Below are 22,616 nucleotides of genomic sequence, written 5' to 3'. Positions count from 1 at the left end.
GGCTTTCTAGGATACTTGCCTTCACTCACAAGGTTATGAAGTTGTCAGTACCAAGGATTTAAGTGCTTCTCAACCTATTGGTTACTTGATACTGCTAGTCGTCCCCCGATTTCTCGGTTTTGACTAAACGAATCGCACTTTATAGCTGCATTTACACCACGCTCGTAGTATTCAACTGCAATTGGTAAAGTACCACCGTTGGATCGGAAATAGCCAGAGTTGGTGGCAAATGATTGATCGACCCAGCGATCGACTACTGTTTGATTATTAATACGAACTCGAACACCATCATCAGATTGAGTTGTAATCTTATACAAACCAGGCGCTAGATAACGTTGAGTCGTCATCCGAGCCGAAAAGTAGTCTGAGGGTACATTACTATTAGGAGAACCATTGCCCCAGTTGCGAGAAAAACCCTGGCTACCATCTCCCAAGTTTTCCACAAAGACTGGAGTACCTGCTAAGTCGATATTATTGAAATACTCAGCCCTCCAATTATTCGTAGGAATTTGAGTTTGTCCTTGTCCTGCTGTCGCACTCAAACTATAACTACCTGTAGAATTTGCACTATAACTGGTAGCCCTTACCAAATAATTAATCCCTGATTGTGTGGTAAAACTTAACCGGGAGTTAGTCCCACCACCAGAGTCATCATCAAACTGAATCACTTGTCCAGTGCTTTCATTGACCAGTTGCAGATAGGTGTCAAAGGCAGTGGAACTCATATTCAGTTGCACTTGTTGACCAGCACTAACTCCAGTCAGGCGATAATCATCCGCAAACATTCCACTGCGGGTAGGGTTAGCCAAATCAGTGTTACTCAGTTGTCCACTTTGAGTTTGGTTAATGCTAAGACTAGCGATCGAGTTCACTGGTGTTGAAGTGCTTTGTGATGTCGCACTCAAACTATAACTACCTGTAGAATTTGCGCTATAGCTAGTAGCTCGTACCAAATAATTAATCCCTGATTGTGTGGTAAAACTCAACCGAGAGTTAGTTCCACCACCAGAGTCATCATCAAACTGAATCACTTGTCCAGTGCTTTCATTGACCAGTTGCAGATAGGTGTCAAAGGCAGTGGAACTCATATTCAGTTGCACTTGTTGACCAGCACTAACTCCGGTGAGGCGATAATCATCATAGAAACTATTTGAGCGTAAAGGATTATATCCATCACTGCTGTCTAAATTATTAACTACTGTGGAATTTCCACTAATAGTTGAAGTAGATTGTTCGATTCCAATAGCCTCCTGATTTAACGTAACAGTCGCCGTATCATCCTCACCCTTCAACCCCAGAAGTTCACCTGCACTTATCGTCTGACCTTGCACAACTCGCGCAAAAATATCTCCTTCATCCCCAGCAGCATCAGAATCATTAATCTTTGAGTCAATAAAATGCCCCGTTTCTTCCAGCAACACACTCGTAATCGCATCTAAATTACCAGCATTTTGCTCAACAAACTCTTTCGCTAAATAAATCGTATTCGTCACACTAGCAAACGCGCCATTCGCCCCATTAATCGCCGCAGATGGCAGAATTTCAATTGCTGGTAGCTGACTAAAATTACCTTTAGCAAACTCTTGAACTAAATTACTAAATACCTCAGCATTCCAATCATTATCGAAAGCGCGATTCATCTTGGCATTGAAATCTGTATCTTTCGCCAGACCTTTCAAATTATTTTGAGCAGATTGTATCGCCTGCTCTAAGATTGGATGATTACTGTTTAATAAAACCTCCCCAGTTAACTCATCTACTGATGATTTATTTGTCTTTAAACTATCAGATTCTTGTCCTAATGGCGATGCACAAAGCAGCATCAAACTTGAATTACCGCTCAATACTAAACTTTTTGTATCTATTACCTCTTGACTAACTTCTCCTAATATGTGGGGGGGGGGAAGATAGCTGTTTATTTAGCAATTTTGGCGAAAATTCATCTGTTGGTTGGAGATGCAAACCTGAATTAGTAAGCGGCGAAAAAGGTTGTGGAAAGCTATTAGTTGAATCTGAATCAAACATAAAAAAATCCTGATCAGAGCGTTTGATTACACAATAGCTTCAGAGCAGTAGGTTTTGATAAGAGTAATTTTGCGGAAATATAAATTTCTCGTATTTCTGCGTAAACGCCAAGATTTTTGTGAATTTTTTGCGTAATTACTTGTAAATTAAGTAAAATTACCAAAATTTCATTACAAAAAGCCTACTTTATCAGAGTAGGAGAAAAGATAGAAAGCAACTTACTTTTACGAAAGTTACTTTTTCAGGACTTACACAAGTGTCATATTTGAATCGAATTGTAGGGTGCGTCAGACACTAAAACCCTGATTCTTTCAATCAAATTTACTGTCTGACGCACCCTACTGATTGTGCCAGTTGCGTAAGTCCTATTTTTATCAATATAACCAAGGAATTAACTTCTTGACTTTTTGCCGATATTCTGCATATTCGGGAAATTTCTCACTTAACCAAGCTTCTTCTTTACTCGCCTTCGCATTAAAAAAGATAAATATAATTAAAACGCCTAATAAATGAGACAAACTCATTTGAAAAATTGCCCAGCTAAGTGTTAAAAAAATCAACCCGCTATAAAGAGGATGGCGCACTAAACTATAAATTCCTGTTTGCACTAATTCCCCATTTTCTTTAGGATAAGGTAAAGGTGTTAACTGTTTTCCTAAATCTATTAAACCTTTGCCTAAAAATACTAAGGCGATTAATACTAAAACAGCGGCGATACCCCAAGTCACATACAAAAAATTAGATGAGTTAATTTCTAACCAAGTTGGGCGGTAAACGGGTAAAAAAGGAAAAACTATAATTAGCAAAGCTTGAATAAAAAACCAATATTCGCCTTTATTGCCTGTTCGTAAACCTTCTAGAGAAAAGCCCCAGTCTGATAACAGTTTCATAGTTCCGGTAGGTAAGAATTAGATTTTTAATTTTGACTTCTGGCAAAAGTTGGAAATCTCGGATTTTTTACCACAGATGTCCACAGATAAACACAGATGAACACAGATAAGCTGCTACGCACCTAATTTGAGAGCCAAATTTTACCTTTTTCTTGTGGGGTGGGCATCTTGCCCGCCGCTTTATTGGATTTAAATGCGTAGCACCTTATATAGGGAGATTGTCGGCTTTTGCCAGAAGTCTATTAATTGTAGGACTTACGCACTAACTCTATATATGGTGGAACGGTGCGTTACACTGGCGTTAACACACCCTACGAATACAGCCTTTGCGTAAGTCCTAAATTGTTTATTCTAACCAAGGGCGGCTTGCTTGTTCTAATTTGGCGACTTCTTCTTCTGTCATTTGCCAATTTAAAGCGCCTGCGTTTTGTTTAGCTTGTTCGGCAGTTTTTGCGCCGGGAATGGGGATGACGTTACCTTGGGCGATTAACCAATTTAGGGCGACTTGGGCGGGGGTGCGATCGTACTTATTCCCAATTTCCCGCATTAAACTAATTAAAGGAGAGATCTTTTCTAACCCACTTTTACTAAAACGAGAATCAGTTTTTCTCGCCCCAGTTGGTTGGTTATTATTCTCAGGAACATACTTTCCAGTTAACAAACCTTGCGCCAAAGGACTGTATGCCAAAATTGTAACACCTAATTCCTTGGCAGTGGAAATAATTCCTTTAGTTTCTACTTTGCGGGAAAGTAACGAGTAGCGCACTTGATTTACTGCTAAAGGTACACCAAAATCAGCTAAATATTGATGTGCTTGGCGCATTTCTTCAGCCGAATAATTGCTGACTCCTATTGCTTTGATTCTGCCTCTTCTGTATTCTTCAGCTAAAGCTTGCATCAAAGTTTGTTGACTCAGAAAAAAGGTAAAAGGCCAGTGAACTTGATAAAGTTCTACTGAGTCCAGCTGCAAACGTCTTAAACTAGCTGTTAAAGCGTCGGAAACTGAACCTCCCGTAAATCGCCAAGGAAAAGGGCCAAATTTTGTGGCTATTTGCACGGGTTTATCAGTTTCTTTGATGAATTGTCCTAGCAATTCTTCGGAAACTCCATTGCCGTAAACTTCCGCAGTATCAAAAAAGTTTACCCCCGCATCTACTGAAGCATGAAAAGCTTCCCGTAACTGTTCGGAACCGTAATCTTTGCCGTAACTCCAAAACAGTTTATCACCCCATGCCCAAGTTCCCACACATAAGGGTGTGACTGCGGGGCCATTTTGTCCTAAAGTGATGGTTTGCACGGCTGTCTACCTTTTCTTTACATTTCTTCATACTCTTTTAGTGTATCGTCAGGGAAGGCAGGGGGGCAGAGGGCAGAGGGGAGGAGAATTCAAAAGTTAAGGGCGGGTTTTGTGGTTAACTCTTCTACGGTGACTACAGACTTATCTGCTCTCACCCACCCCTACAACTTATATCTTTCCCAATTCCCAGTCCCTAGAACAGCAAAAATATTATCTTAAGATCAGTGGACTTATTAGTAATTAGACTTTTAGAAAAATGGCAACAGGTGATTTATCTAATTCGCAAGTAAATGAAGTCAAGCAACCACTTCCCAAACTTAATTTGCTGACGATGTTTCGGTTGGCATTATTTCAAATGGGATTAGGTATTTTGGCAGTTTTAACGCTGGGAGTTCTCAATCGAGTCATGATTGATGAGTTAGCTATTCCCGCAACTATTACAGCGGGAGTATTAGCAATTTCTCAGTTTATGTCGCCAACCAGAGTTTGGTTTGGTCAAATGTCTGACAACAAAACCATTTTTGGTTTTCATCGCACAGGTTATGTTTGGATTGGTGCTGCTTTATTTACTTTGATATTATCTTTAGCAGTGCAGGTTGTTTGGCAATTAGGTGGTTTAGTGCAAGCTAACGGACAATGGTCTTGGACAATTTCTACTATTGCTTGGACTGCTTTAGCTGGGTTAGTTTTTGCTTTTTACGGAATTGCAAGTAGTATTAGTTCTACTCCTTTTTTCGCTCTTTTGGTAGATGTTTCTGATGAGGACGATCGCGGAAAGTTAATCGGTATTGTCTGGTCAATGATGACTGTGGGAATCGCGGTAGGCGGAATTACCAGCAAGATTTTACTCAGAAGATTAGAAAATAATGCTTCTTTGGACGTTGTGCGATCGTCAATTAGCTGGTTTTTTATTGTTGTTCCGGCAATTGTTTTAGTCCTGGCAATCATCGCTACTTTTGGAGTTGAGAAAAAATATTCTCGCTATACTTCTCGATCGCATTTAATCGCTAGAGAAGATAGCATTACTTTAGGAAAAGCACTGAAAATATTAACAGCAAGTCGGCAAACAGGGTTATTTTTTACCTTTTTGCTGGTGATGACAATTAGCTTATTTATGCAAGAAGCTGTTTTAGAACCTTACGGTGGCGAAGTATTTGGTTTGTCAATTGGGCAAACTTCTTTGTTAAACACTTTTTGGGGAATTGGAATGTTAATGAGTTTGGGGGCTACAGGGTTTTTGATTGTCCCTCGACTCGGTAAGCAAAAAACTACTAAATTTGGTTGTTTATTAGTGGCAGTTTGCTTTATTTTGATTATTGGATCTGGATTTACTGGTAATGCCCAAGTTTTCCAAGGTACATTAGTTTTGTTTGGTTTGTCTGCTGGTATTGCTACTACTGGCGCACTCAGTTTAATGTTAGACTTAACCGCAGCAGAAACGGCTGGGACTTTTGTCGGTGCTTGGGGATTGTCTCAAGCAATGGCAAGGGGAACGGCAACGCTAACTGGTGGTGCAGTTTTGGATATCGGTCGGACTTTGTTTAAAGTTCCAGTCTTAGCTTATGGATTGGTGTTTGCTTTGCAAGCGGTGGGAATGTTACTGGCAATTTGGTTGTTAAGTCGAGTCAATGTCCAAGAGTTTCGCACTAGTGCTAATAAAGCGATCGCAACTCTCATGCAAAACGACCTAGACTAAATATAACTTTTGAGCCAAAATTGTCCTAAACTATTTGGTGATTGGTAATTAGTTAATCATCAATAGCTATTACCGATCGCCAAGTTCCCAGATTTATCTAGGAAAAAATGTAAAATCTCAAACCTAAAATCAAAATCAATGGCTGACTTTTGGACGGAAATATATAATTTTGCTCAAACAACAACCGCGAGAATAGGAACTAAATTGTTGGCAGATTATGCTCAACTAAAACCAGATTTCAAAGCTGATGGAAGTTTGGTTACTCAAGCTGATAAATGGGCAGATCAAGAAATTCAAAATGCCATTTATGACCATTTTCCCAGTCACGATGTCTTAACTGAAGAAGGATCTCATGTCTTTTCTGGTGCAGAATGGTGTTGGGTAATCGATCCGATCGATGGCACAACTAATTTTACTAGAGGAATTCCGATTTGGGGAATTTCTTTAGGTTTAGTTTACCAAGGAATGCCAATTTTTGGTTATGTACATTTTCCCAACACTAATCAATCTTTTCATGGTTATTGGTACGGAGATTCTCAAACTAATGAATCTAATGGCGCATTTTTAAATAATATCCCAATTCGTACTAGTAAAGATGAGCCTAGCAATAATCACTTTTTTAATCTTTGTTCCCGCAGTACAGAAGTCTTGCAAAACAATATCCCTTGTAAAATTAGGATGTTGGGTGTGACAACTTATGATTTTCTTTCTGTTGCTACTGGCGCAGCTTTAGGCGGTGTGGAAACTACCCCAAAAGTGTGGGATTTAGCAGGAATTTGGCCCATTGTTCAAGCTGCTGGGGGTATTTTTGTTAATCTGGGAGAGGAATCACCTTTTCCGTTACAAGAGGGGGAAGATTATGGCGATCGATCTTATCCCACTTTAGTAGTCAGTCGCCCAGAATTAATCCCAACCTTTAAACCTTTGGTAGAATTTTTAGGGAAAAGGTGATTGGGCACTGGGTACTAGGGAAAGCTTTATTGTTTAAATCATTGGTTCCTTATCGCCAATTTATCGAGGATAAATAGTGATGGATAACAAGTTACAAACCAAGTTAGAATACCCCTTAAAAGAAGCTTTACTCAGATTGTCAATATCTCCGGTAAAAGCAGATAGAGAAGCTATTGCTAGATTAGAAAGAGAAACAGGTAAGGATATTCAAAGAATAATTCAAGATTTGGATAGTATTGATATTACGATCCAAGCTATAGAAGAGAAATTGCAGTTTTCTTCCCACAAAATGAGGCTACTATTTTGGGGTCTGTCCTTTGGTTCATTGGTGGGAATTGTCGCTTTATTTGTGCTACCTTGGGAAAAATTAGCAGTAGCGATCGCACTAGGTTTTCTTTTTGGTATTTCTGTCGCCTTTCGCCGTTCTTAAGAGGTGTAAATTATGGAAACGCAAACTCTCAAACGTTCCTATACCCCCGAAGAATATTTAGAACTAGAAGCAAAAGCAGAGTATAAAAATGAGTATCGAGATGGGGAAATTGTACCAATGGCAGGTGGAACTAGTAATCATAATAAAATAGTAGGTAATTTTTTCGCTTTCTTGAAGTTTGCTTTGAGAGGGCAAAATTACAATATTTATTTTGTTGATATGCGTTTGTGGATACCTCGTTATCGTCAATATACTTATCCTGATGTAATGGTAATTGAAGGCGAACCTATTTATACAGGAACGAATACAACTACTGTAACTAATCCCTCATTAATTGTTGAAGTTTTATCTAAAAGTACGAAAAATTACGACCAAGGAGATAAGTTTCTTTATTATCGATCGATTCCTGAATTTAAAGAGTATATTTTAATAGACCAAACCAAATATTATGCCATGCAATATAGTAAAACGCTTGATGGAAAATGGTTATTAACTGAGTATGAATCAGAAAATGCAACTGTACAATTAAGCTCAATAAACTTACAAATTAACCTCAACGACATTTACGAACAAGTCAACTTTAATGATACCGAAGAATAGTTCGTTGTTCCCACTGAGCGTGGGAATAGCGCTGAAGCGCAACAACGTACAATTAATTTGACCACAGGAAATCAGCGACGGGTTGATCCTTTTTTAATGGCAATTCTGAATCAAAGTTTAGTAATATAGTTTTTTGGACTAAACTATTATCTAAACGTCTAGCAACGCGACTAGGAATACCATAACCATACACTAAATGTCCTTGTCCAGCTAACACAATTACTGTATAATTTGGATTATCTTTAACAAAATTGGCAATGCTTTCCGCCATTGTTTCATCCCAAAGCACTTGTGCTAAAAAGAATCTTTCAAAACTCGCACTGGAACCATGTCCACCTTGTTGATGTTGATTAAAAACCTCTAACAACATTTGACGATAGGCGGCGTTATCTGTGCGAACTTCAGAAATAGGAGGAATGTATTTTTTGTCTTCTGCTGTAAGACTTTCTAATCCTTGACGGGAAACTTTGCGGGTGACTTCGCTGGGAGTATTTAAAGCTAAAACGGGGATGAGATTTTCTTTCGCAAAACGCAGAATGGGGGCGTAATATTCCCAAGGAAAACCCCAACGTTGTTGATATTCAGTTTGGGTTAAAAGTTCTTGTTCGGTGATTTTTCCAGCTAGGTATTGATCGATCGCCCCCTGAAAAGGACGCTGAAACATTTCCATTGCGATCGCAATTTTCGGCTTTTTCGCATAAAGTTGTTGAATAATCTCTAACTGCGCTTTATGATCTGCTTCGCTAGTATGAGTTTCTCCTAAATAAACCACATTTGCTTTGGTTAGATTCTGGAAAAATTCTGGCGTTGTGTAATTTTGTTGGGATACCGGACTAGATATTTTTTGGGCGTTTGCTATTGGGGTACAAAATAAGTTAATTCCTAAGAAACAGGCGCAAAATAACGCTAATTTGTTTTGGTTCATAATCTTTTTTTACTACGCAGATGAAAGCAGATAAACGCAGATAAACGTAGATGAAATAATTAATTTTAAACTTCTACCTTTTACCTGTCCCTGATTTACTCATAAACAGCAATAAATTCCTCACACTCACTCAGTTTTCTGATTAACATAATTCTACTTTCTGGCTTGATAGTCGCTACAATTTATGGCATCTTCGGTGTTAGCAATTGAAGGATGCACTGTACATTTCAGGCGATAGTCAGCAGTGAAAAACTGACAACCTGTACAGGGGATTTCGTGCATTTTTTTGGCTCTGGAGACGCTATCAGAAAAAGCTGAGAACAAACTCCAAGCAATCATAACTACTAATGACCATGCTAAAACAAAGCAGATCGGTACTAAATAGGGTTGAATGGCATGAACTAGGGGATAAAGCAGTTTAAACACGGCTACTTACTGCTGATGAATGACGAATGTGTACTATCCCACATTTTATCTATTTATCTAGAATTGACACTCTTACCGTCGTAGGGGTAATTCATGAATTACCCCTACGCTCTGTGTCCGTTGTAAAGACTTTAGTCTTTACCATGCCACAAAACACGGCTAAAGTCCTGACAACGATCGCTTTTCTTACACTCCTGCATGACCTAAAGCTAAACCAGCTACCAACATTCCTAAAACTAAGAAAGGTTGGGCGCTTGCTTGATATTTTACGTCGTTTTTCAAGGGGTCGCGCAGGAAATACATATCTTGGAAAGTGATTTGCGGGATGACTAACAACATCAAAATTGTGGCAGACAAGTTCTGATGAATATAAACCAAGTAGCCAGCAATTCCAATTTGGAAAATGTCAATCATTAACACGCAAATCCAAGCAGCAGTGGTGACTCCGAACATTACTGGCAGAGATTGTAAACCCAGTTGTTTGTCACCTTCCACACTTTTGAAATCATTAACAACCGCAATTCCTAAACCTGCTAAACTGTAGAATAGCGTGAGAATTACAATTGTGGCATTGAGGTCGCCAAATAATGCGTGACCTGCCCACCAAGGCAAAGCAATGTAACTGGCACCGAGAGCATAATTGCCCAACCAGCCATTTTTCTTTAACTTTAAAGGTGGTGCAGAATAAATGTAAGAAATGAAAGAACCACCGATCGCTAAAACTGTAATTGTCGGGAAATCATGACCTGCCCACAAATCTAACAAATAAGCAACTCCAATTCCTCCTAATAACAACACCCAAACTTGAGTGATGACTTGGGGAATAGAAATTGCCCCGGAAGGAATGGGGCGATAGGGTTCGTTGATTGCGTCGATTTCGCGATCGTAAAAATCATTGATGGTTTGGGTGTATCCTGCTAACAACGGCCCAGACATTAACATACAAGCAGCCGCAATTAATACATTTTCTAACGTCCAGGTGTAGTTACCAGAAGAAGCCGCACCACAAACGACTCCCCAAATTAAGGGAATCCAAGTAATTGGCTTCATCAGTTGCAGGCGAATTTTCCAAATGTTAGTCTCCCCAGATGCCGCACCTTTCATGCCCAGCATTTGCCGAGTTTTAGCACTGCGACTCGCCGCGAGTTCCGCCTCAGTGTTGGGTTGAACATCTACTGGTATTTGTTCGGTTTTTTCTGGAGTAAGTTCAGGTTGTGTGAGGTCAGACATTGCTGCTACTAGATTTTCTAGTTAGAAGGAAAGAATTAAATAACTGTTTTGGAATTTTGCGCCCCTAACTGATTGTCCACTCAATTGGGGAGGTAATTCAATATTGTGGCGTTGATCTCCGGCTTCCACAGTAACTTCCGGGCCATGTTGGGTAAGTTTAACGTGCTTTTTGTCAAACCCTGGCAAAAATAATTTTACTTGCTTTGCTGCCAAGTCAATTTCCATTGGTTTGGGAACCATTGCCGCTTGGCGGAAATCAGGCAAAGCATCTATTAAAGGTTGCCAGTCTTCACCCACACGGTTAGGAATATTGCTAATTTTTAGGGGTGCAAATTCAGAAGTTACCGTATTAGTAATGGCAGATTCGCGATCGAACTTCTCGTAAACTTGTTCTAAGTTTTCTGCAATTTCCGCAACCACAGTATCCGGCAAAATCGCTTGATTGAGAATTACCCCACCAACAGTTAAACCCACTTGTTGAGCACTACCCCAAAAATATTTAGCTGTAGCAATGCTGCTTGGGTCGCCTGTAGTTACTAAGTAAACCGCTACTCGATGGGGGTCGGCAATTGCTTTTTTACCTTCCTCTAAAAGATTAGTGGCTTTGTTAGATTGGGACAAGTTTTCTGGGGTCAGGCTAATATTTAGAACTGCACTAGCAATTGGTTGCAGAAAGGGCAAAAGAGTTTTACCCAAATCAGAATTGCTAAAAATCGTCTGGAAGCGACGCAGATACCAGCTAAGAATTTCTGGCATTCCTAACATTCGCAATGTGTTTTGATCTCCGATGCCATCGTAGACGATCGCATCATATTTGCCGCTTTTATCATACTCGCGGATCTCATTGAGAGCCAAAGCACTATCCATTCCGGGTAGGACTCCCAACTCTTGACCGTAGACTTCTTTAATTAACGGCATCCGCAAATATTGCGCTTCCAGGTTTTTCACATCTTCCCAACTGCGTTCTAGCAGCAAGGAAGTCTGAAACTGAACCCCATATAAATTGGGGCTCAGTTCCTGTGGTTCTGAGCTCAAGGTAGCACCCAAAAGCAGCCCAAAAGCTGGACTTGTGTCCTGTGTTGCCAGGAGAACTTTTTTCCCCTGAAGGGCTAGCTTTTTCGCAGCTGCGATCGCAACTGTTGTCCGACCTGTACCACCTTTGCCCAAAAAAGTCAAAATTAGCGACATTTGTCTTCCTTATGGGGTTACACGGGCTTTATTTCATCCTCAAAGAACCAAGTGGTAAAATTGTCCTCAAACTGGACAACTACACCGACTCCGCTGCCATCTACCATTTTGAATTCTTTGATTGTCCCGATCTTACCTAAACGACTAATCACGTTTGCTGGGGCTTTATCCCTAAGACGGCGTACCTGCACTTTTTGACCGATTTCCATTCCAACTCCAATCTATCAACCATACACAGTCTAAAGGTACTGTGGCACTTGGGCAATGGGTTTTGGGGAGATGGGGAGATGGGGAAGTTGATTAACTCTCCTGACGAGAAACTCTCCTGACGAGAAACTCAAAACTCTCCCCACCTCCCCACCTCCCCACCTCCCCAATCAATTGCCAAAATCCGAATAAAATCTTAACCTAATACGTTAAGTGAGCAGTCGATCGCTTCGGAAACATGGCTTAGTAGTAACCATAAATACTTGTTTAAATACATCTTCTAGCCACTTTCTAGACGATCGGAACACTGCTATACTGTCTAACTTTAGTAGGAAAAACCGATTTAGTGGCTCGGAACTGAATCTAAACAAGGTCAAAGCTGGAAGCAACTAACTCAGTTTTTCGCGGAGTGTGGTGTGTTGATTGTGAGTGAGGAAACAGGCATTGCTGAGGTCAATGAGAGGAGTTGCCCGAAAAGCAGAAAGGTTAAGCAATAAGCTACCGATTAATGCTTTATGGCGGGCTAAGTTGGATCTACTCAGGGCGCTGGTAATACGAGACTTGGAGGCGCGGCACAAAGGGTCTGTTTTGGGCAATTTGTGGCCTTTACTCAACCAGTTGTCACAATTGCTGATTTACACTTACGTTTTTTCTATTGTTTTAAAAGTCAAGTTGCCCTTACATGGACTACCAGAGAGCAACCTTTCTTTTGGAATATGGATCTTTGCCGGATTAATTCCTTGGAATGCGTTCGTGGGCGGGTTATTACCAGCAGCTAATTCGGTAATTAATCAACCTAATTTAGTCAAAAAGGTAGTGTTTCCTCTGGCTTTGTTGCCATTGGTTCCAGTTCTGTCTGCCTTTGTGGAAAGTACGCTAGGAATGATGTCTTTAATCGTTTTAGTAGCACTGACAACAAAGACAATTCATTTTACCCTTTGGCTGTTACCACTAATTTGGATTCCCCAGTTACTTTTGACTGCGGGTTTAAGTTATTTGGTGGCAGGATTAACAGTTTTTCTGCGAGATATACCGCAAACTTTGGTAGTTTTAACTAATTTATGGTTTTATTTGACTCCCATCGTTTATCCGATTACTGTGATTCCTGAAAAGTTCCGACAATGGGTATTTTGGCTAAATCCAATGACTTCGATCGCAGAAATTTATCGAGAGTTAATTTTAAGCGGCACAGTCAAGCATTTAGGAGAATGGGGAATCGTTTCTCTGTTCTCTTTAATAGTATTTTATGGCGGTTTATCGGTCTATCGGCGCTTGCGTTGTGCCTTCGCTGATGTTCTCTAAATTCAAATCAAAAACCCCATAAAAAAATTCGCTTGTCCTCTGAAAATTAGTTTTTAATCATAGCGGCAATTCCATGACTGAAATCGTAATTTCTCTCCAAAACGTCTCGAAATGCTTCAAGCGTTACGCTCGTCCTGTCGATCGCTTAAAAGAGTTATTATTACCAGGGAAAACTCAAGGTCAAGAATTTTGGGCACTGCGAAATTTGAATCTAGACATTCCTCAAGGGCAAACTTTGGGAATTGTCGGACGCAATGGTTCTGGTAAAAGTACATTACTGCAAATCATTGTTGGTACACTCACCCCCACCAGCGGCGAAGTTCATGTTAACGGTAGAGTCGCCGCATTGTTAGAATTAGGTAGTGGTTTTAACCCAGAATTTACTGGCAGACAAAATGTATTTTTTAACGGTCAATTGATGGGTTTAAGCTATCAGGAAATAGGCGAAAAATTTGATGAAATCGCAGCTTTTGCAGATATCGGAGATTTTATAGACCACCCAGTAAAAACCTATTCTAGCGGAATGTTTGTTCGGTTGGCTTTCGCTGTTGCCACTAGCGTCGAACCGGATATTTTAATCGTAGATGAAGCCCTATCTGTAGGTGATGAAGCTTTTCAACGCAAGTGCTATTCCAGAATTCAATCAATTCGCGCCAGAGGTGGCACAATTCTCTTTGTTTCTCACTCAGCAAGTGCTGTAATTGACATTTGTGATGCCGCAATTTTAATGGATAGAGGCGAAAAGTTACTCTTCCATCACCCGAAATTTGTTCTCGATAAATATCACAAGTTAATGTATGCCCCGGAAGAAAAAGTTGCCACTTTAAGAGAAGAAATTCGGGAATTACAAAACGTAGTTAGCTACGATTCATTTAAACAGCATATTTCGGTTATCGAAAATAAGACCGTTGTTGATGTTACCTGTGAAACAGCACCGGAAAATGTTGCAGAAGCGGAAATTCGAGAATTTTTAGATCCCGAATTAGTGCCAGCAAATACTATTTCTTATGTGCCACGAGGAGCCAAAATAATTAATCCTCACATTACCATGCTTGATGGTACAGTAGTCAATAACTTAGTAGGCAGAAAAGAATACATTTACACCTACTCGGTTGCCTTTGTGAAACCAGCCGAACAAGTGCGGTTTGGAATGTTAATTAAAACTGTCAGCGGTTTAGAACTCGGAGGTGCTTCCTTTACTGCTTCTTCTCAAGAAATTTATCAAGTTGAACCGGAAACAATTGTCATAGTTAAGTTCCGCTTCAAATGTTTGTTAACCCCAGGAGTGTACTTCTTAAATGCAGGTGTTACAGGTTTAGTTGATGGGCATTTTACCTTTTTGTCTAGGCATATTGATGCCGCCATGTTTAGAGTACAACCAGAGGTTAATTCCTACAGTACTGGGATTGTTGACTTAATGATTAAACCGAGTTTAACTATTAACTCGGATTTAACCGAAAAACATCGCCAAGAAATTGAAATTGCCTTGGGAGAACATTTGTGATTTGTTGTTTAGGTTGAGTAAATGGAACCGGAAACTATTAAACTAAAACAACAAGAGATCGTTGCTAAATATGGTGAATGGACTAATCATAACATTCACCTTGGCAATGGTATTTACACAATTAGCGATCGCGGGAATAATTCAGAAATTAAGGTAAGGCGAATCTTACAAATGATAGCCGATACTGTTAATAAACCTTGGGAACAGTTGCGAGTTTTGGATTTAGCTTGCTTGGAAGGTTTATATGCAGTAGAACTGGCATTGCAAGGGGCGCAAGTAGTTGGAATAGAAGGAAGAAAAGCGAATATCGCTAAGGCAAATTTCGCTAAAGATATCTTAGGTTTAGATAATCTTCAGTTCGTTCAAGATGATGTGAGAAATCTCAGTAAAGCTAAGTATGGCAGTTTTGATGTAGTATTATGTTTGGGCATTTTTTACCATTTGGATCTGCCCGATGCTTTTTATTTTATGGAAAGTATAGCCCAAGTGTGTGAGAATTTGGCGATCGCAGACACCCACGTAAGCACAAACGCCGAAAAATGCTATCTTTATAAAGATCAGAAATATTGGGGTAGCAGCTATGTGGAACACAGTGTTGAAGCAACGCCGGAAGAGAAAGAAAATTCTTTGTGGGCATCATTAGATAATCAGACAAGTTTTTGGTTTACTCGCTATTCTTTTTATAACTTACTAGCAGCAGTTGGCTTTACTTCAGTGTACGAATGCCACAATCCCCCAGTAATTAATTATGAAAGAAAAAGATTAAACCAAGAAAGCGATCGCAATACATTTTTAGCAATTAAAGGCAAACAAGTTACCCTGAAAGTAACAGCAGTAGAAAAGGCACTGGATGCCCCAAAATGGCCCGAAAAAGCCGAGTTAATGCAAACAAAAGCAGGAAATTAACAATGTCTCTGACGCTGATAGTAACAGGAATGCACCGCTCAGGCACTTCGTTGGTAGCTTCATTTATTCAAGCGATCGGAGTAAACTTAGGAGAGAGATTTTTTCCCTCAGATGCCTTAAATCTCAAAGGCTATTTTGAAGACTTAGACTTTTTAGAGTTCCAAAGAGAAGTTCTCAAAAATTCTTGCCGTAGCGAAGAAATAGGTTGGCATGATTGGGGATGGACAACCAGCGAATTTTTAGATTATAGCAAGTTTTCCCAATACAAAGAAACAGCCAAAGAGTTAATCAAAAGTCGGCAAGACTATGGGGAAATTTGGGGTTGGAAAGACCCACGTACCACCCTAATGTTAGACTTTTGGCATCAGTTATTACCAGAAGTAAAATATCTATTTGTTTACCGCTATCCTTGGGATGTATTAAATTCAATTGTTCGCCCTAATTCTTTAGTATTTGCCGATCGTCCTGACTATGCACTGAAAGCTTGGGCGTTTTATAATCGACATTTGTTAAAGTTTTATCGGGAACATTCAGAGCAAAGTATTTTAGTCAATGTTAGCACCATTATTGAACAACCAGAACGATTAGTTAAACTTTTAAAAAGTAAGTTGGATTGGCAAATTCCTGATAGTGACTGGGAAGCCAAATTTAAACAAATTTACGACTGGCGGATGTTTACCAACTTACCTTGGCAGAGTTCAGTGGTAAAACATATCTATAATAAATATTCCGAATGCTTTAGCCTTTTAACCCAATTGGAAGCAGCAGCAGATTTACCCGATAATTTTTCTTTGGAATTAGCAGGATTAACGGAAGTGACGCACACTCAAGTAACAACTACATCAGCAGATGTATTAGAAAGTGAAACAGAATTTACCAATGAAGAAAACTCAGAAATTGCTGTTTCAGTGGTGATTCCTTGCTATAACCAAGGAGAGTTTATCTTAGAAGCAATTTCCAGTGTGGAAAGTTGCCAAGAAGCTGTTTATGAAATCGTCATTGTTAATGATGGTTCGACGGAACCTTTAACCAAAAAAGTCTTACAATATTTAAAAGATAACGGTTATTGGGTGATTGACCAAAGTAACCAAGGATTAGCTAGAGCGAGAAATAAAGGAATTAGCAAAGCTAGAGGACGCTACATCTTACCTTTAGATAGCGACAATCAAATTAGACCAGAATATCTCACCAAAAGTATCGAAATTCTCGATAAATTTCCTGAAATTGGAGTTGTTTACGGAGACGTGCAACTATTCGATCGCAGAAAAGATATTTTGCCCGTGCCAGATTTTGATATAAATAAACTGGCGATGGGTAACTATATTGATGCCTGTGCCGTATTGCGGAAACAAGTTTGGCTAGATTGTGGTGGTTATGATGATAAAATACCCGATAAATTAGGTTATGAAGACTGGGATTTATGGTTAGGTGCAGCAGCTAAAGGCTGGAAGTTCTATCATATTCCTGAAGTCATGTTTGATTATCGAGTCAGAGAAGATTCGATGGTTAGTCTTTGTCGAATTCCCGAAAATCACGAAAAATTAGTGCGTTACATATCTACTAAACACTTGGATATTTATAAGAGTAATTTCGCCAACATTTTGGCTCAAAAAGATGCAGCTTTGTTAAGAGAAAGACTGCGTAGCGAAGACATGGAATTTCGTTTACAAAAAGCTCAAGCTGCTTGGGAAGAAGCACGAGAGGAATTAGAACAAATTCAAGCAGCTTGGACTTCAGCAGAAGCCCAAGTTAAGCAAATTCAAACAGCTTGGGAATCAGCAGAAGCAGAAGTTAAAAAAGTGCAAGCTTTCGGGGAAATTTCTCATCAAGAATTGCACCAAATTCAAACAGCTTGGGAAGCAGCACAAAAAGAACTGCGTTTAACTCATTCCGAATGGGAAAAAGCAGAATCTCAAGTGCAAAAAATTCAAACAGAATGGCAGAAATCTCAAGAACAAACCCAAAAAATTCAAACAGAATGGGAAAAGGCGCAAGTAGTAGGAAAAGAATCACAGGCGCAAGTGCAGCGCATCCAAACAGCTTGGGAGGAAGCGCAAGAACAACTGCGACAAACTAATGCCCAATGGCAAGAATCTCAATCTCAAACAACAGAAATTCATACTCAATGGGAACAAGCACAATTAGAAATTAAAAAAATTCATGAGGAATGGGAAAAATCCCAATCTCAGTTACAACAAACTCATTTAGCTTGGGAACAAGCGCAGGAACAAACAAGGTTAATTCATGCAGCTTGGGAAGAATCTCAAGCTCAAACAAAGTTGATTTACGCTGAATGGGAAAAAGTGCAGTTGCAGTTACAACAAAGTCAGGTGCAGTTACAACAAATGCAGGGGGAATGGCAGCAAACTCAAGCCGAACTTCGCAATACTCAAGCAGAATTGCAGGAGGCGCGAAGAATTATTAGTCAAGCAAAAAGCGGTATATTCGTAAAAATTAAACAAGCATTGCTAAGGCTGAAGTAAGGAATAATTTCACCAAAAACAATTGAGCAAACATGAACAAAATTGGCGGTGTAGTTGAGAAAATTCTGCAAAGTACTAAGTCTACCCTACCACAGGGGAAACAGACAGATATTGCTGTACAAGAATCACCTTTTGTTGAAGTAACTCCTAGCGGGGAATTAATGGGTTGTTTGGATGCGCCAACTACTCATGAAGTTAATCTTAACAGCACTTTGGTTGTAGCTGGTTGGCTTTGTAGCCGCAATCGATCGATTCGCGCTTTATTGTTAGCTAGAGATGAGGCGGGGGAAGAACAAATTACATATAATGTACCTCGTCCTGATGTGGCACAAGTATTTCCTGATGTACCAAATGCTGCTTTATCAGGTTTTCGCTGGAACATTTTTTTAGGGCCTAATTTTTCGGGAAGTGTGAGGATTAAAATTGATGCGATTTTGGAAAATGGGGAAAGAATTTGCTGTTTTACCCGCTTGGTAACAGTGATTATTCCCACACCTCCAAAACCTACAAGCCTAAATCCAGTTATTTTTATTTATGGTGCTCTTAGGAAAGCTGTAGCTGCATTTAAACACGGACGTTTATCTGCTTCGCCGATGCAATGGGTGCGGAAATTGCGGCGTTATTATCAACAGTTAAAAGCTAATCCTGATGCTGCGATCGCAAATTTCAACATCACTCATCCTTGGCAATTGCAAGATCCTTATCAACGATGGATCGATCGCAATCGCTTAACGCCAAAACTCTTGGCAAAAATGAAAGAAGATGCTCAAAAACTAAAACATACTGGCGCAAAAATTAGCGTAGTTGTTCCTATTTATAACACCGATGAACTATTTCTCAAAGAGATGATTCAGTCGGTAACTTCCCAAATTTATCCTAACTGGGAATTGTGCTTGGCTGATGATGCTTCAACTAAACCTCACGTTAAAGAAATTCTTAAAAAAGCAGCGAAATCTGACTCGCGCATTAAAGTAGTTTTGCGATCGGAAAATGGTCACATTGTTGAGTCTACAAATTCGGCGATCGAACTAGCTACGGGTGAATACATCGGCTTTTTAGATCACGACGATTTGTTATCGCCAGATGCTTTGTTGCACGTTGCTGAATGTATTAATAAAAATCCCGATGTTGATTGGATTTATACTGATGAAGATAAGATAGATAATGAGCGTTATTACGATCCCCAATTGAAGGGGGATTGGAGTCCAGAAATGATGCTCACTCATAATTTTACTCAACATTTTACCGTGATTCGCAAAACTTTAATTGACCAAGTTGGGCGGATGCAAAAAGGATATGAAGGAGCACAGGATCTCGATTTATTTTTAAGGGTAAGCGAACAAACAACACCAGAAAAAGTTAAGCATATTTCTAAAGTTTGTTATCACTGGCGATGCCATGCCGAAAGTACTGCTTCTCATGGGATGCAAAAACGCTATATTTTCGATAGTGCTTATCGGGGGATCTCAGATGCGATCGCACGTCGGGGATTAAAAGCTAAACCTTTTTTACCCGCCATTGCCGAAAAAAATGGTTGGTGTTTGTACCAGCTAAAATGGGATGATTCTTTATTAGCAGAAAATCCGGTAACTATTGTCATTCCCACGCGAGATAAAGTTCAATTATTAGAAAGATGCGTCGAAAGTTTAAAAAGAACCGTCGATGAACGTTACGTTAAACTGATAATAGTTGATGACGGTTCCCAAGAAGAAAAAACTCACGAATATTTTCAGAAATTAGAAAGAGAAAACGTTTTTCAATGCCGAATCGTTCCTTCGGGAAGAACTACCGAACCTTTTAATTATGCAAGGTTAATGAATATCGGCGCAAGCTATGTTGATACTCCCTTAATGTTGCATTTAAATAATGATATAGAAGCGGTAGCTCCCGGTTGGTTAGAAGACATGGTAGGCTGGATGTCAGTAGAGGGAGTGGCAGTAGTTGGGGCGAAACTTTATTATCCCGATCGCACTATACAACACGCCGGAGTAATTGTTGGCCCCCATCATGGATTAGCGGATCATTTGTTCGATCGCTTACCCAAAGAAGAGGCAGGTTATAATGCTTTACCACACGCCACCCGCAACGTTGTCGCTGTCACTGGTGCTTGTCTTTTAACTAATACAAAATTATATCAAGAATTAGGTGGATTTGATGAAGAAAAATTCGCCGTTCAATACAACGATGTAGATTACTGTTTGCGGGTTTTTGAATCTGGCAAAAGAGTTGTTGTTACCCCCCAAGCAACCTTAATTCATGTTACCAGCGCTTCCAGAGGGAAAGAATATAACTATCAAGAACACTTGAATTTCTTGCACCGATATCCAGATTTTCGCGATCCCTACATTAACGAAAATTTAAATATCGATGACCCCTGGATGGCTGTCAATCCCTACCATTATTGTCACACAAATCGAGTCGGGAAATTAAAAGTTCTCGTCGTTACTCACAACTTAAATCTCGAAGGTGCGCCCTTAATTGTTTACAATTATGCTCGTTATTTTGCCACTGTTGGGGGTTATCAAGTAAATGTAATTTCTCCCGAAGATGGGGTTTTACGGGAGTTTTATGAAGAATTGAATATTCCAGTAAAAATAGTTCCCAAACATTTACCCCAAGCTGATGAAATGTTAGAAGAATATCGCCTGCGGTTGAAAAAATTAGGAAATAGTCTTGATTTAGCTTCCTTCGATCTAGTGGTATGTAACACCTTGACAACTGCTTGGGGGATAGAATTAGCTAAATTATTTAATGTGCCAAGTATTTGGCATATTCATGAAAGTGTTTCTCCCGAAAAAAGCTTGACAGTTTGTTTTGGAGAAGCCGATCGATTATCAATGAGGGAAGTGCTCAATGATTGTTTTGTCAACGCCACGAGAATAGTTTTTCAATCGCAAACAACGGCTAATATATTTCAATACTTGAATACGCAAGATAATTTCCGCACTTTACCGGGTGCAGTGGCGATCAAAAAAATCAATCAATTCCGCCAATCCCATAGTAAAACAGAACTTAGGGCGAAATATGCGATCGATCGAAATGCCATCTTTCTGCTGATGGTAGGAACTATTTGCGAACGGAAAGGACAGCATATTTTAGTGGAAGCGATCAAAGAGTTAACAACTCAATATCCAGAGTTGGAGAGTAAGTTATATTGTGCGATCGTTGGTGGTAGCGTGCCCAGTTACCTGAATTTTGTTAAACATCAAATTAAGAAATTAAATTTGCCAAACGTACATATCTTTCACGAAACTAAAGAAATTTATGACTTTTTCGCCATGAGCGATCTTTTTGTATTTTCCACCTTTGAGGAATCTTTCCCCAGAGTGATTTTAGAAGCAATGGCATTTGAGTTAAAAATTGTCAGCACCAATGTATTTGGTATTCCCGAAATGGTAGCTGATGAACATGACGCTTATTTAGTCGATCCGGGGAATCCTAAAGCTTTAGCAAATGCGATTCATCAGTGCTTAGAAAATCCCGAAAAATCAGCAAAAATGGCTAGCAACGCCTACGCGAAAGTTTGCCGTTTATTCGATGAAAAAGACCTCCTGCATAATCATCTTTTGTTAACTAAAGAAGCAGTACTCCAAGATCCAAGGTAAGTATGAGCAATGTTTCAGCAATTTCAGCCTAATTTTCTTATTATTGGCGCACAAAAAAGCGGTACTACTTCTTTGTACCAGTACCTAATTCAACACCCACAAATTGTCCCCGCTAGCCAAAAAGAGGTGCATTTTTTTGATTTGAATTTTGCCAAAGGTGTGAAGTGGTATCGACAACAATTTAAACGCCTTTCTCCAGGTTGTATTACAGGGGAAGCTAGTCCTTATTATATTTTTCATCCCTTGGTAGCACAACGAATTTATAAATTGTATCCCCAAGTAAAGTTGATTGCGTTGTTAAGAAATCCGGTGGAAAGGACGATTTCTCATTATTATCATGAAGTGCGGTTGGGATTTGAGAAGTTGGGTTTGGCGGATGCGATCGCCCAAGAATCCGCTAGACTAAAAGGGGAAACAGCCAAAATGTTAGCTGATGAAAATTACTACAGCTACAATCATCAACATTACACCTATTTATCAAGAGGCATTTATGTAGAACAACTAAAACATTGGATGCAGTTTTTCCCCAAAGAACAGTTTCTTGTATTGCCCAGTGAAAACTTATATAATCAACCAAATAACGTGCTAAATCAAGTCTGGGAATTTTTGCAATTACCCAGTTATCAACTTACTCAATACGACAAATATAACTCCGGGGAATACCCAGAAGTTAGCCCAGAAGTTCGCCAACAACTGCAAGAATATTTTCAACCATATAATCAACAACTTGAAGAATTTTTGGGAGAAAAGTTTGACTGGTAATAAATTTGTAGGGTGCGTTAGCGCAGCGTAACGCACCATTTGACTTAGTTTGACTGAGGACTAACAATTTGACACTCACACCCCTAACTCTTCAGGAGTAGCAAGAGTCAAGAAAACTGGATTTAAGAGCAAAAATTATGGTGCGTTACGCAGGCGCTAACACACCCTACTAACTAACAATTTGACACT

The 22,616-nt window shown here is 39.6% G+C and carries 18 protein-coding genes; 10 read left to right on the top strand and 8 right to left on the bottom strand.

Going from position 1 to position 22,616, the window contains the following annotated elements; all coding sequences use genetic code 11:
• Nucleotides 1–74: 74 nt before the first annotated feature.
• The 3 genes from ACE1CC_RS16470 to ACE1CC_RS16460 form a co-directional block, all read right to left on the bottom strand.
• Complete coding sequence (locus ACE1CC_RS16470) at nt 75–1,844, bottom strand: PA14 domain-containing protein (RefSeq protein WP_413271520.1); 1,770 nt, start codon at nt 1,842–1,844, stop codon at nt 75–77.
• 555 nt (nt 1,845–2,399) lie between these two features.
• Nucleotides 2,400–2,915 carry a methyltransferase family protein gene (locus tag ACE1CC_RS16465; RefSeq protein WP_413271519.1) on the bottom strand — a complete coding sequence of 172 codons (516 nt, stop codon included), beginning with the start codon at nt 2,913–2,915 and terminating at the stop codon, nt 2,400–2,402.
• 346 nt (nt 2,916–3,261) lie between these two features.
• Nucleotides 3,262–4,212 carry an aldo/keto reductase gene (locus ACE1CC_RS16460; protein WP_413271518.1) on the bottom strand — a complete coding sequence of 317 codons (951 nt, stop codon included), beginning with the start codon at nt 4,210–4,212 and terminating at the stop codon, nt 3,262–3,264.
• 256 nt (nt 4,213–4,468) lie between these two features.
• Between ACE1CC_RS16460 and ACE1CC_RS16455 the strand changes: the two genes are divergently transcribed.
• From ACE1CC_RS16455 to ACE1CC_RS16440, 4 genes are all read left to right on the top strand, one after another.
• On the top strand, nt 4,469–5,908 hold the full coding sequence (locus ACE1CC_RS16455; protein ID WP_413271517.1) for a BCD family MFS transporter: 1,440 nt from the start codon (nt 4,469–4,471) through the stop codon (nt 5,906–5,908).
• A gap of 138 nt (nt 5,909–6,046) precedes the next feature.
• Nucleotides 6,047–6,859: an inositol monophosphatase family protein gene (locus tag ACE1CC_RS16450; protein WP_413271516.1), complete on the top strand. Its 813-nt coding sequence runs from the start codon at nt 6,047–6,049 to the stop codon at nt 6,857–6,859.
• Between the two features lie 79 nt (nt 6,860–6,938).
• A complete protein-coding gene (locus ACE1CC_RS16445; RefSeq protein ID WP_413271515.1) occupies nt 6,939–7,289 on the top strand; it encodes a hypothetical protein in 351 nt (116 codons plus the stop codon).
• A gap of 12 nt (nt 7,290–7,301) precedes the next feature.
• On the top strand, nt 7,302–7,889 hold the full coding sequence (locus ACE1CC_RS16440; protein WP_413271514.1) for a Uma2 family endonuclease: 588 nt from the start codon (nt 7,302–7,304) through the stop codon (nt 7,887–7,889).
• 52 nt (nt 7,890–7,941) lie between these two features.
• Here the strand turns inward: ACE1CC_RS16440 and ACE1CC_RS16435 are convergent, their stop codons facing one another.
• From ACE1CC_RS16435 to petP, 5 genes are all read right to left on the bottom strand, one after another.
• A complete protein-coding gene (locus ACE1CC_RS16435) occupies nt 7,942–8,814 on the bottom strand; it encodes a ChaN family lipoprotein (protein ID WP_413271513.1) in 873 nt (290 codons plus the stop codon).
• Between the two features lie 153 nt (nt 8,815–8,967).
• Nucleotides 8,968–9,240, bottom strand: coding sequence for a hypothetical protein (locus tag ACE1CC_RS16430; RefSeq protein WP_413271512.1), 273 nt, complete (start codon nt 9,238–9,240; stop codon nt 8,968–8,970).
• A 186-nt stretch (nt 9,241–9,426) separates the two neighbouring features.
• On the bottom strand, nt 9,427–10,470 hold the full coding sequence (gene chlG / locus ACE1CC_RS16425) for a chlorophyll synthase ChlG (protein ID WP_413271511.1): 1,044 nt from the start codon (nt 10,468–10,470) through the stop codon (nt 9,427–9,429).
• 21 nt (nt 10,471–10,491) lie between these two features.
• Nucleotides 10,492–11,658, bottom strand: coding sequence for a Get3/ArsA fold putative tail anchor-mediating ATPase NosAFP (locus tag ACE1CC_RS16420; RefSeq protein WP_413271510.1), 1,167 nt, complete (start codon nt 11,656–11,658; stop codon nt 10,492–10,494).
• 17 nt (nt 11,659–11,675) lie between these two features.
• A complete protein-coding gene (gene petP / locus ACE1CC_RS16415; protein ID WP_413271509.1) occupies nt 11,676–11,867 on the bottom strand; it encodes a cytochrome b6f subunit PetP in 192 nt (63 codons plus the stop codon).
• A gap of 454 nt (nt 11,868–12,321) precedes the next feature.
• On the opposite strand from petP, the gene ACE1CC_RS16410 reads away from it, so the two are divergent.
• The 6 genes from ACE1CC_RS16410 (at nt 12,322) to ACE1CC_RS16385 (ending at nt 22,427) form a co-directional block, all read left to right on the top strand.
• Complete coding sequence (locus tag ACE1CC_RS16410; RefSeq protein ID WP_413271508.1) at nt 12,322–13,167, top strand: ABC transporter permease; 846 nt, start codon at nt 12,322–12,324, stop codon at nt 13,165–13,167.
• Between the two features lie 73 nt (nt 13,168–13,240).
• Nucleotides 13,241–14,671 (top strand): ABC transporter ATP-binding protein, encoded by a 1,431-nt coding sequence (locus ACE1CC_RS16405; protein ID WP_413271507.1) that lies wholly within the window; start codon nt 13,241–13,243, stop codon nt 14,669–14,671.
• A gap of 21 nt (nt 14,672–14,692) precedes the next feature.
• Complete coding sequence (locus ACE1CC_RS16400) at nt 14,693–15,577, top strand: class I SAM-dependent methyltransferase (protein ID WP_413271506.1); 885 nt, start codon at nt 14,693–14,695, stop codon at nt 15,575–15,577.
• Nucleotides 15,578–15,579: 2 nt separating this feature from the next.
• Nucleotides 15,580–18,060, top strand: coding sequence for a glycosyltransferase (locus ACE1CC_RS16395; protein ID WP_413271505.1), 2,481 nt, complete (start codon nt 15,580–15,582; stop codon nt 18,058–18,060).
• 32 nt (nt 18,061–18,092) lie between these two features.
• Nucleotides 18,093–21,665, top strand: coding sequence for a glycosyltransferase (locus ACE1CC_RS16390; RefSeq protein ID WP_413271504.1), 3,573 nt, complete (start codon nt 18,093–18,095; stop codon nt 21,663–21,665).
• 9 nt (nt 21,666–21,674) lie between these two features.
• Entirely contained in the window at nt 21,675–22,427 is a 753-nt protein-coding gene (locus tag ACE1CC_RS16385; RefSeq protein WP_413271503.1) for a sulfotransferase family protein, read from the top strand.
• Nucleotides 22,428–22,616: the final 189 nt, after the last annotated feature.

The sequence above is a fragment of the Floridaenema aerugineum BLCC-F46 genome (genome assembly GCF_041929345.1).
Lineage (GTDB): Bacteria > Cyanobacteriota > Cyanobacteriia > Cyanobacteriales > Aerosakkonemataceae > Floridanema > Floridanema aerugineum.
Note: the sequence above shows the minus strand (reverse complement) of the source record. Positions and strands in the feature narration are given on the sequence as shown.

What these genes read in the sequence shown, in the direction of transcription:
- ACE1CC_RS16465 (WP_413271519.1), bottom strand. Translation starts at nt 2,915, where the DNA reads ATGAAACTGTTATCAGACTGGGGCTTTTCTCTAGAAGGTTTACGAACA.
- ACE1CC_RS16455 (WP_413271517.1), top strand. Translation starts at nt 4,469, where the DNA reads ATGGCAACAGGTGATTTATCTAATTCGCAAGTAAATGAAGTCAAGCAA.
- ACE1CC_RS16450 (WP_413271516.1), top strand. Translation starts at nt 6,047, where the DNA reads ATGGCTGACTTTTGGACGGAAATATATAATTTTGCTCAAACAACAACC.
- ACE1CC_RS16445 (WP_413271515.1), top strand. Translation starts at nt 6,939, where the DNA reads ATGGATAACAAGTTACAAACCAAGTTAGAATACCCCTTAAAAGAAGCT.
- ACE1CC_RS16440 (WP_413271514.1), top strand. Translation starts at nt 7,302, where the DNA reads ATGGAAACGCAAACTCTCAAACGTTCCTATACCCCCGAAGAATATTTA.
- ACE1CC_RS16435 (WP_413271513.1), bottom strand. Translation starts at nt 8,814, where the DNA reads ATGAACCAAAACAAATTAGCGTTATTTTGCGCCTGTTTCTTAGGAATT.
- chlG (WP_413271511.1), bottom strand. Translation starts at nt 10,470, where the DNA reads ATGTCTGACCTCACACAACCTGAACTTACTCCAGAAAAAACCGAACAA.
- ACE1CC_RS16420 (WP_413271510.1), bottom strand. Translation starts at nt 11,658, where the DNA reads ATGTCGCTAATTTTGACTTTTTTGGGCAAAGGTGGTACAGGTCGGACA.
- petP (WP_413271509.1), bottom strand. Translation starts at nt 11,867, where the DNA reads ATGGAAATCGGTCAAAAAGTGCAGGTACGCCGTCTTAGGGATAAAGCC.
- ACE1CC_RS16410 (WP_413271508.1), top strand. Translation starts at nt 12,322, where the DNA reads ATGAGAGGAGTTGCCCGAAAAGCAGAAAGGTTAAGCAATAAGCTACCG.
- ACE1CC_RS16405 (WP_413271507.1), top strand. Translation starts at nt 13,241, where the DNA reads ATGACTGAAATCGTAATTTCTCTCCAAAACGTCTCGAAATGCTTCAAG.
- ACE1CC_RS16400 (WP_413271506.1), top strand. Translation starts at nt 14,693, where the DNA reads ATGGAACCGGAAACTATTAAACTAAAACAACAAGAGATCGTTGCTAAA.
- ACE1CC_RS16395 (WP_413271505.1), top strand. Translation starts at nt 15,580, where the DNA reads ATGTCTCTGACGCTGATAGTAACAGGAATGCACCGCTCAGGCACTTCG.
- ACE1CC_RS16390 (WP_413271504.1), top strand. Translation starts at nt 18,093, where the DNA reads ATGAACAAAATTGGCGGTGTAGTTGAGAAAATTCTGCAAAGTACTAAG.
- ACE1CC_RS16385 (WP_413271503.1), top strand. Translation starts at nt 21,675, where the DNA reads ATGTTTCAGCAATTTCAGCCTAATTTTCTTATTATTGGCGCACAAAAA.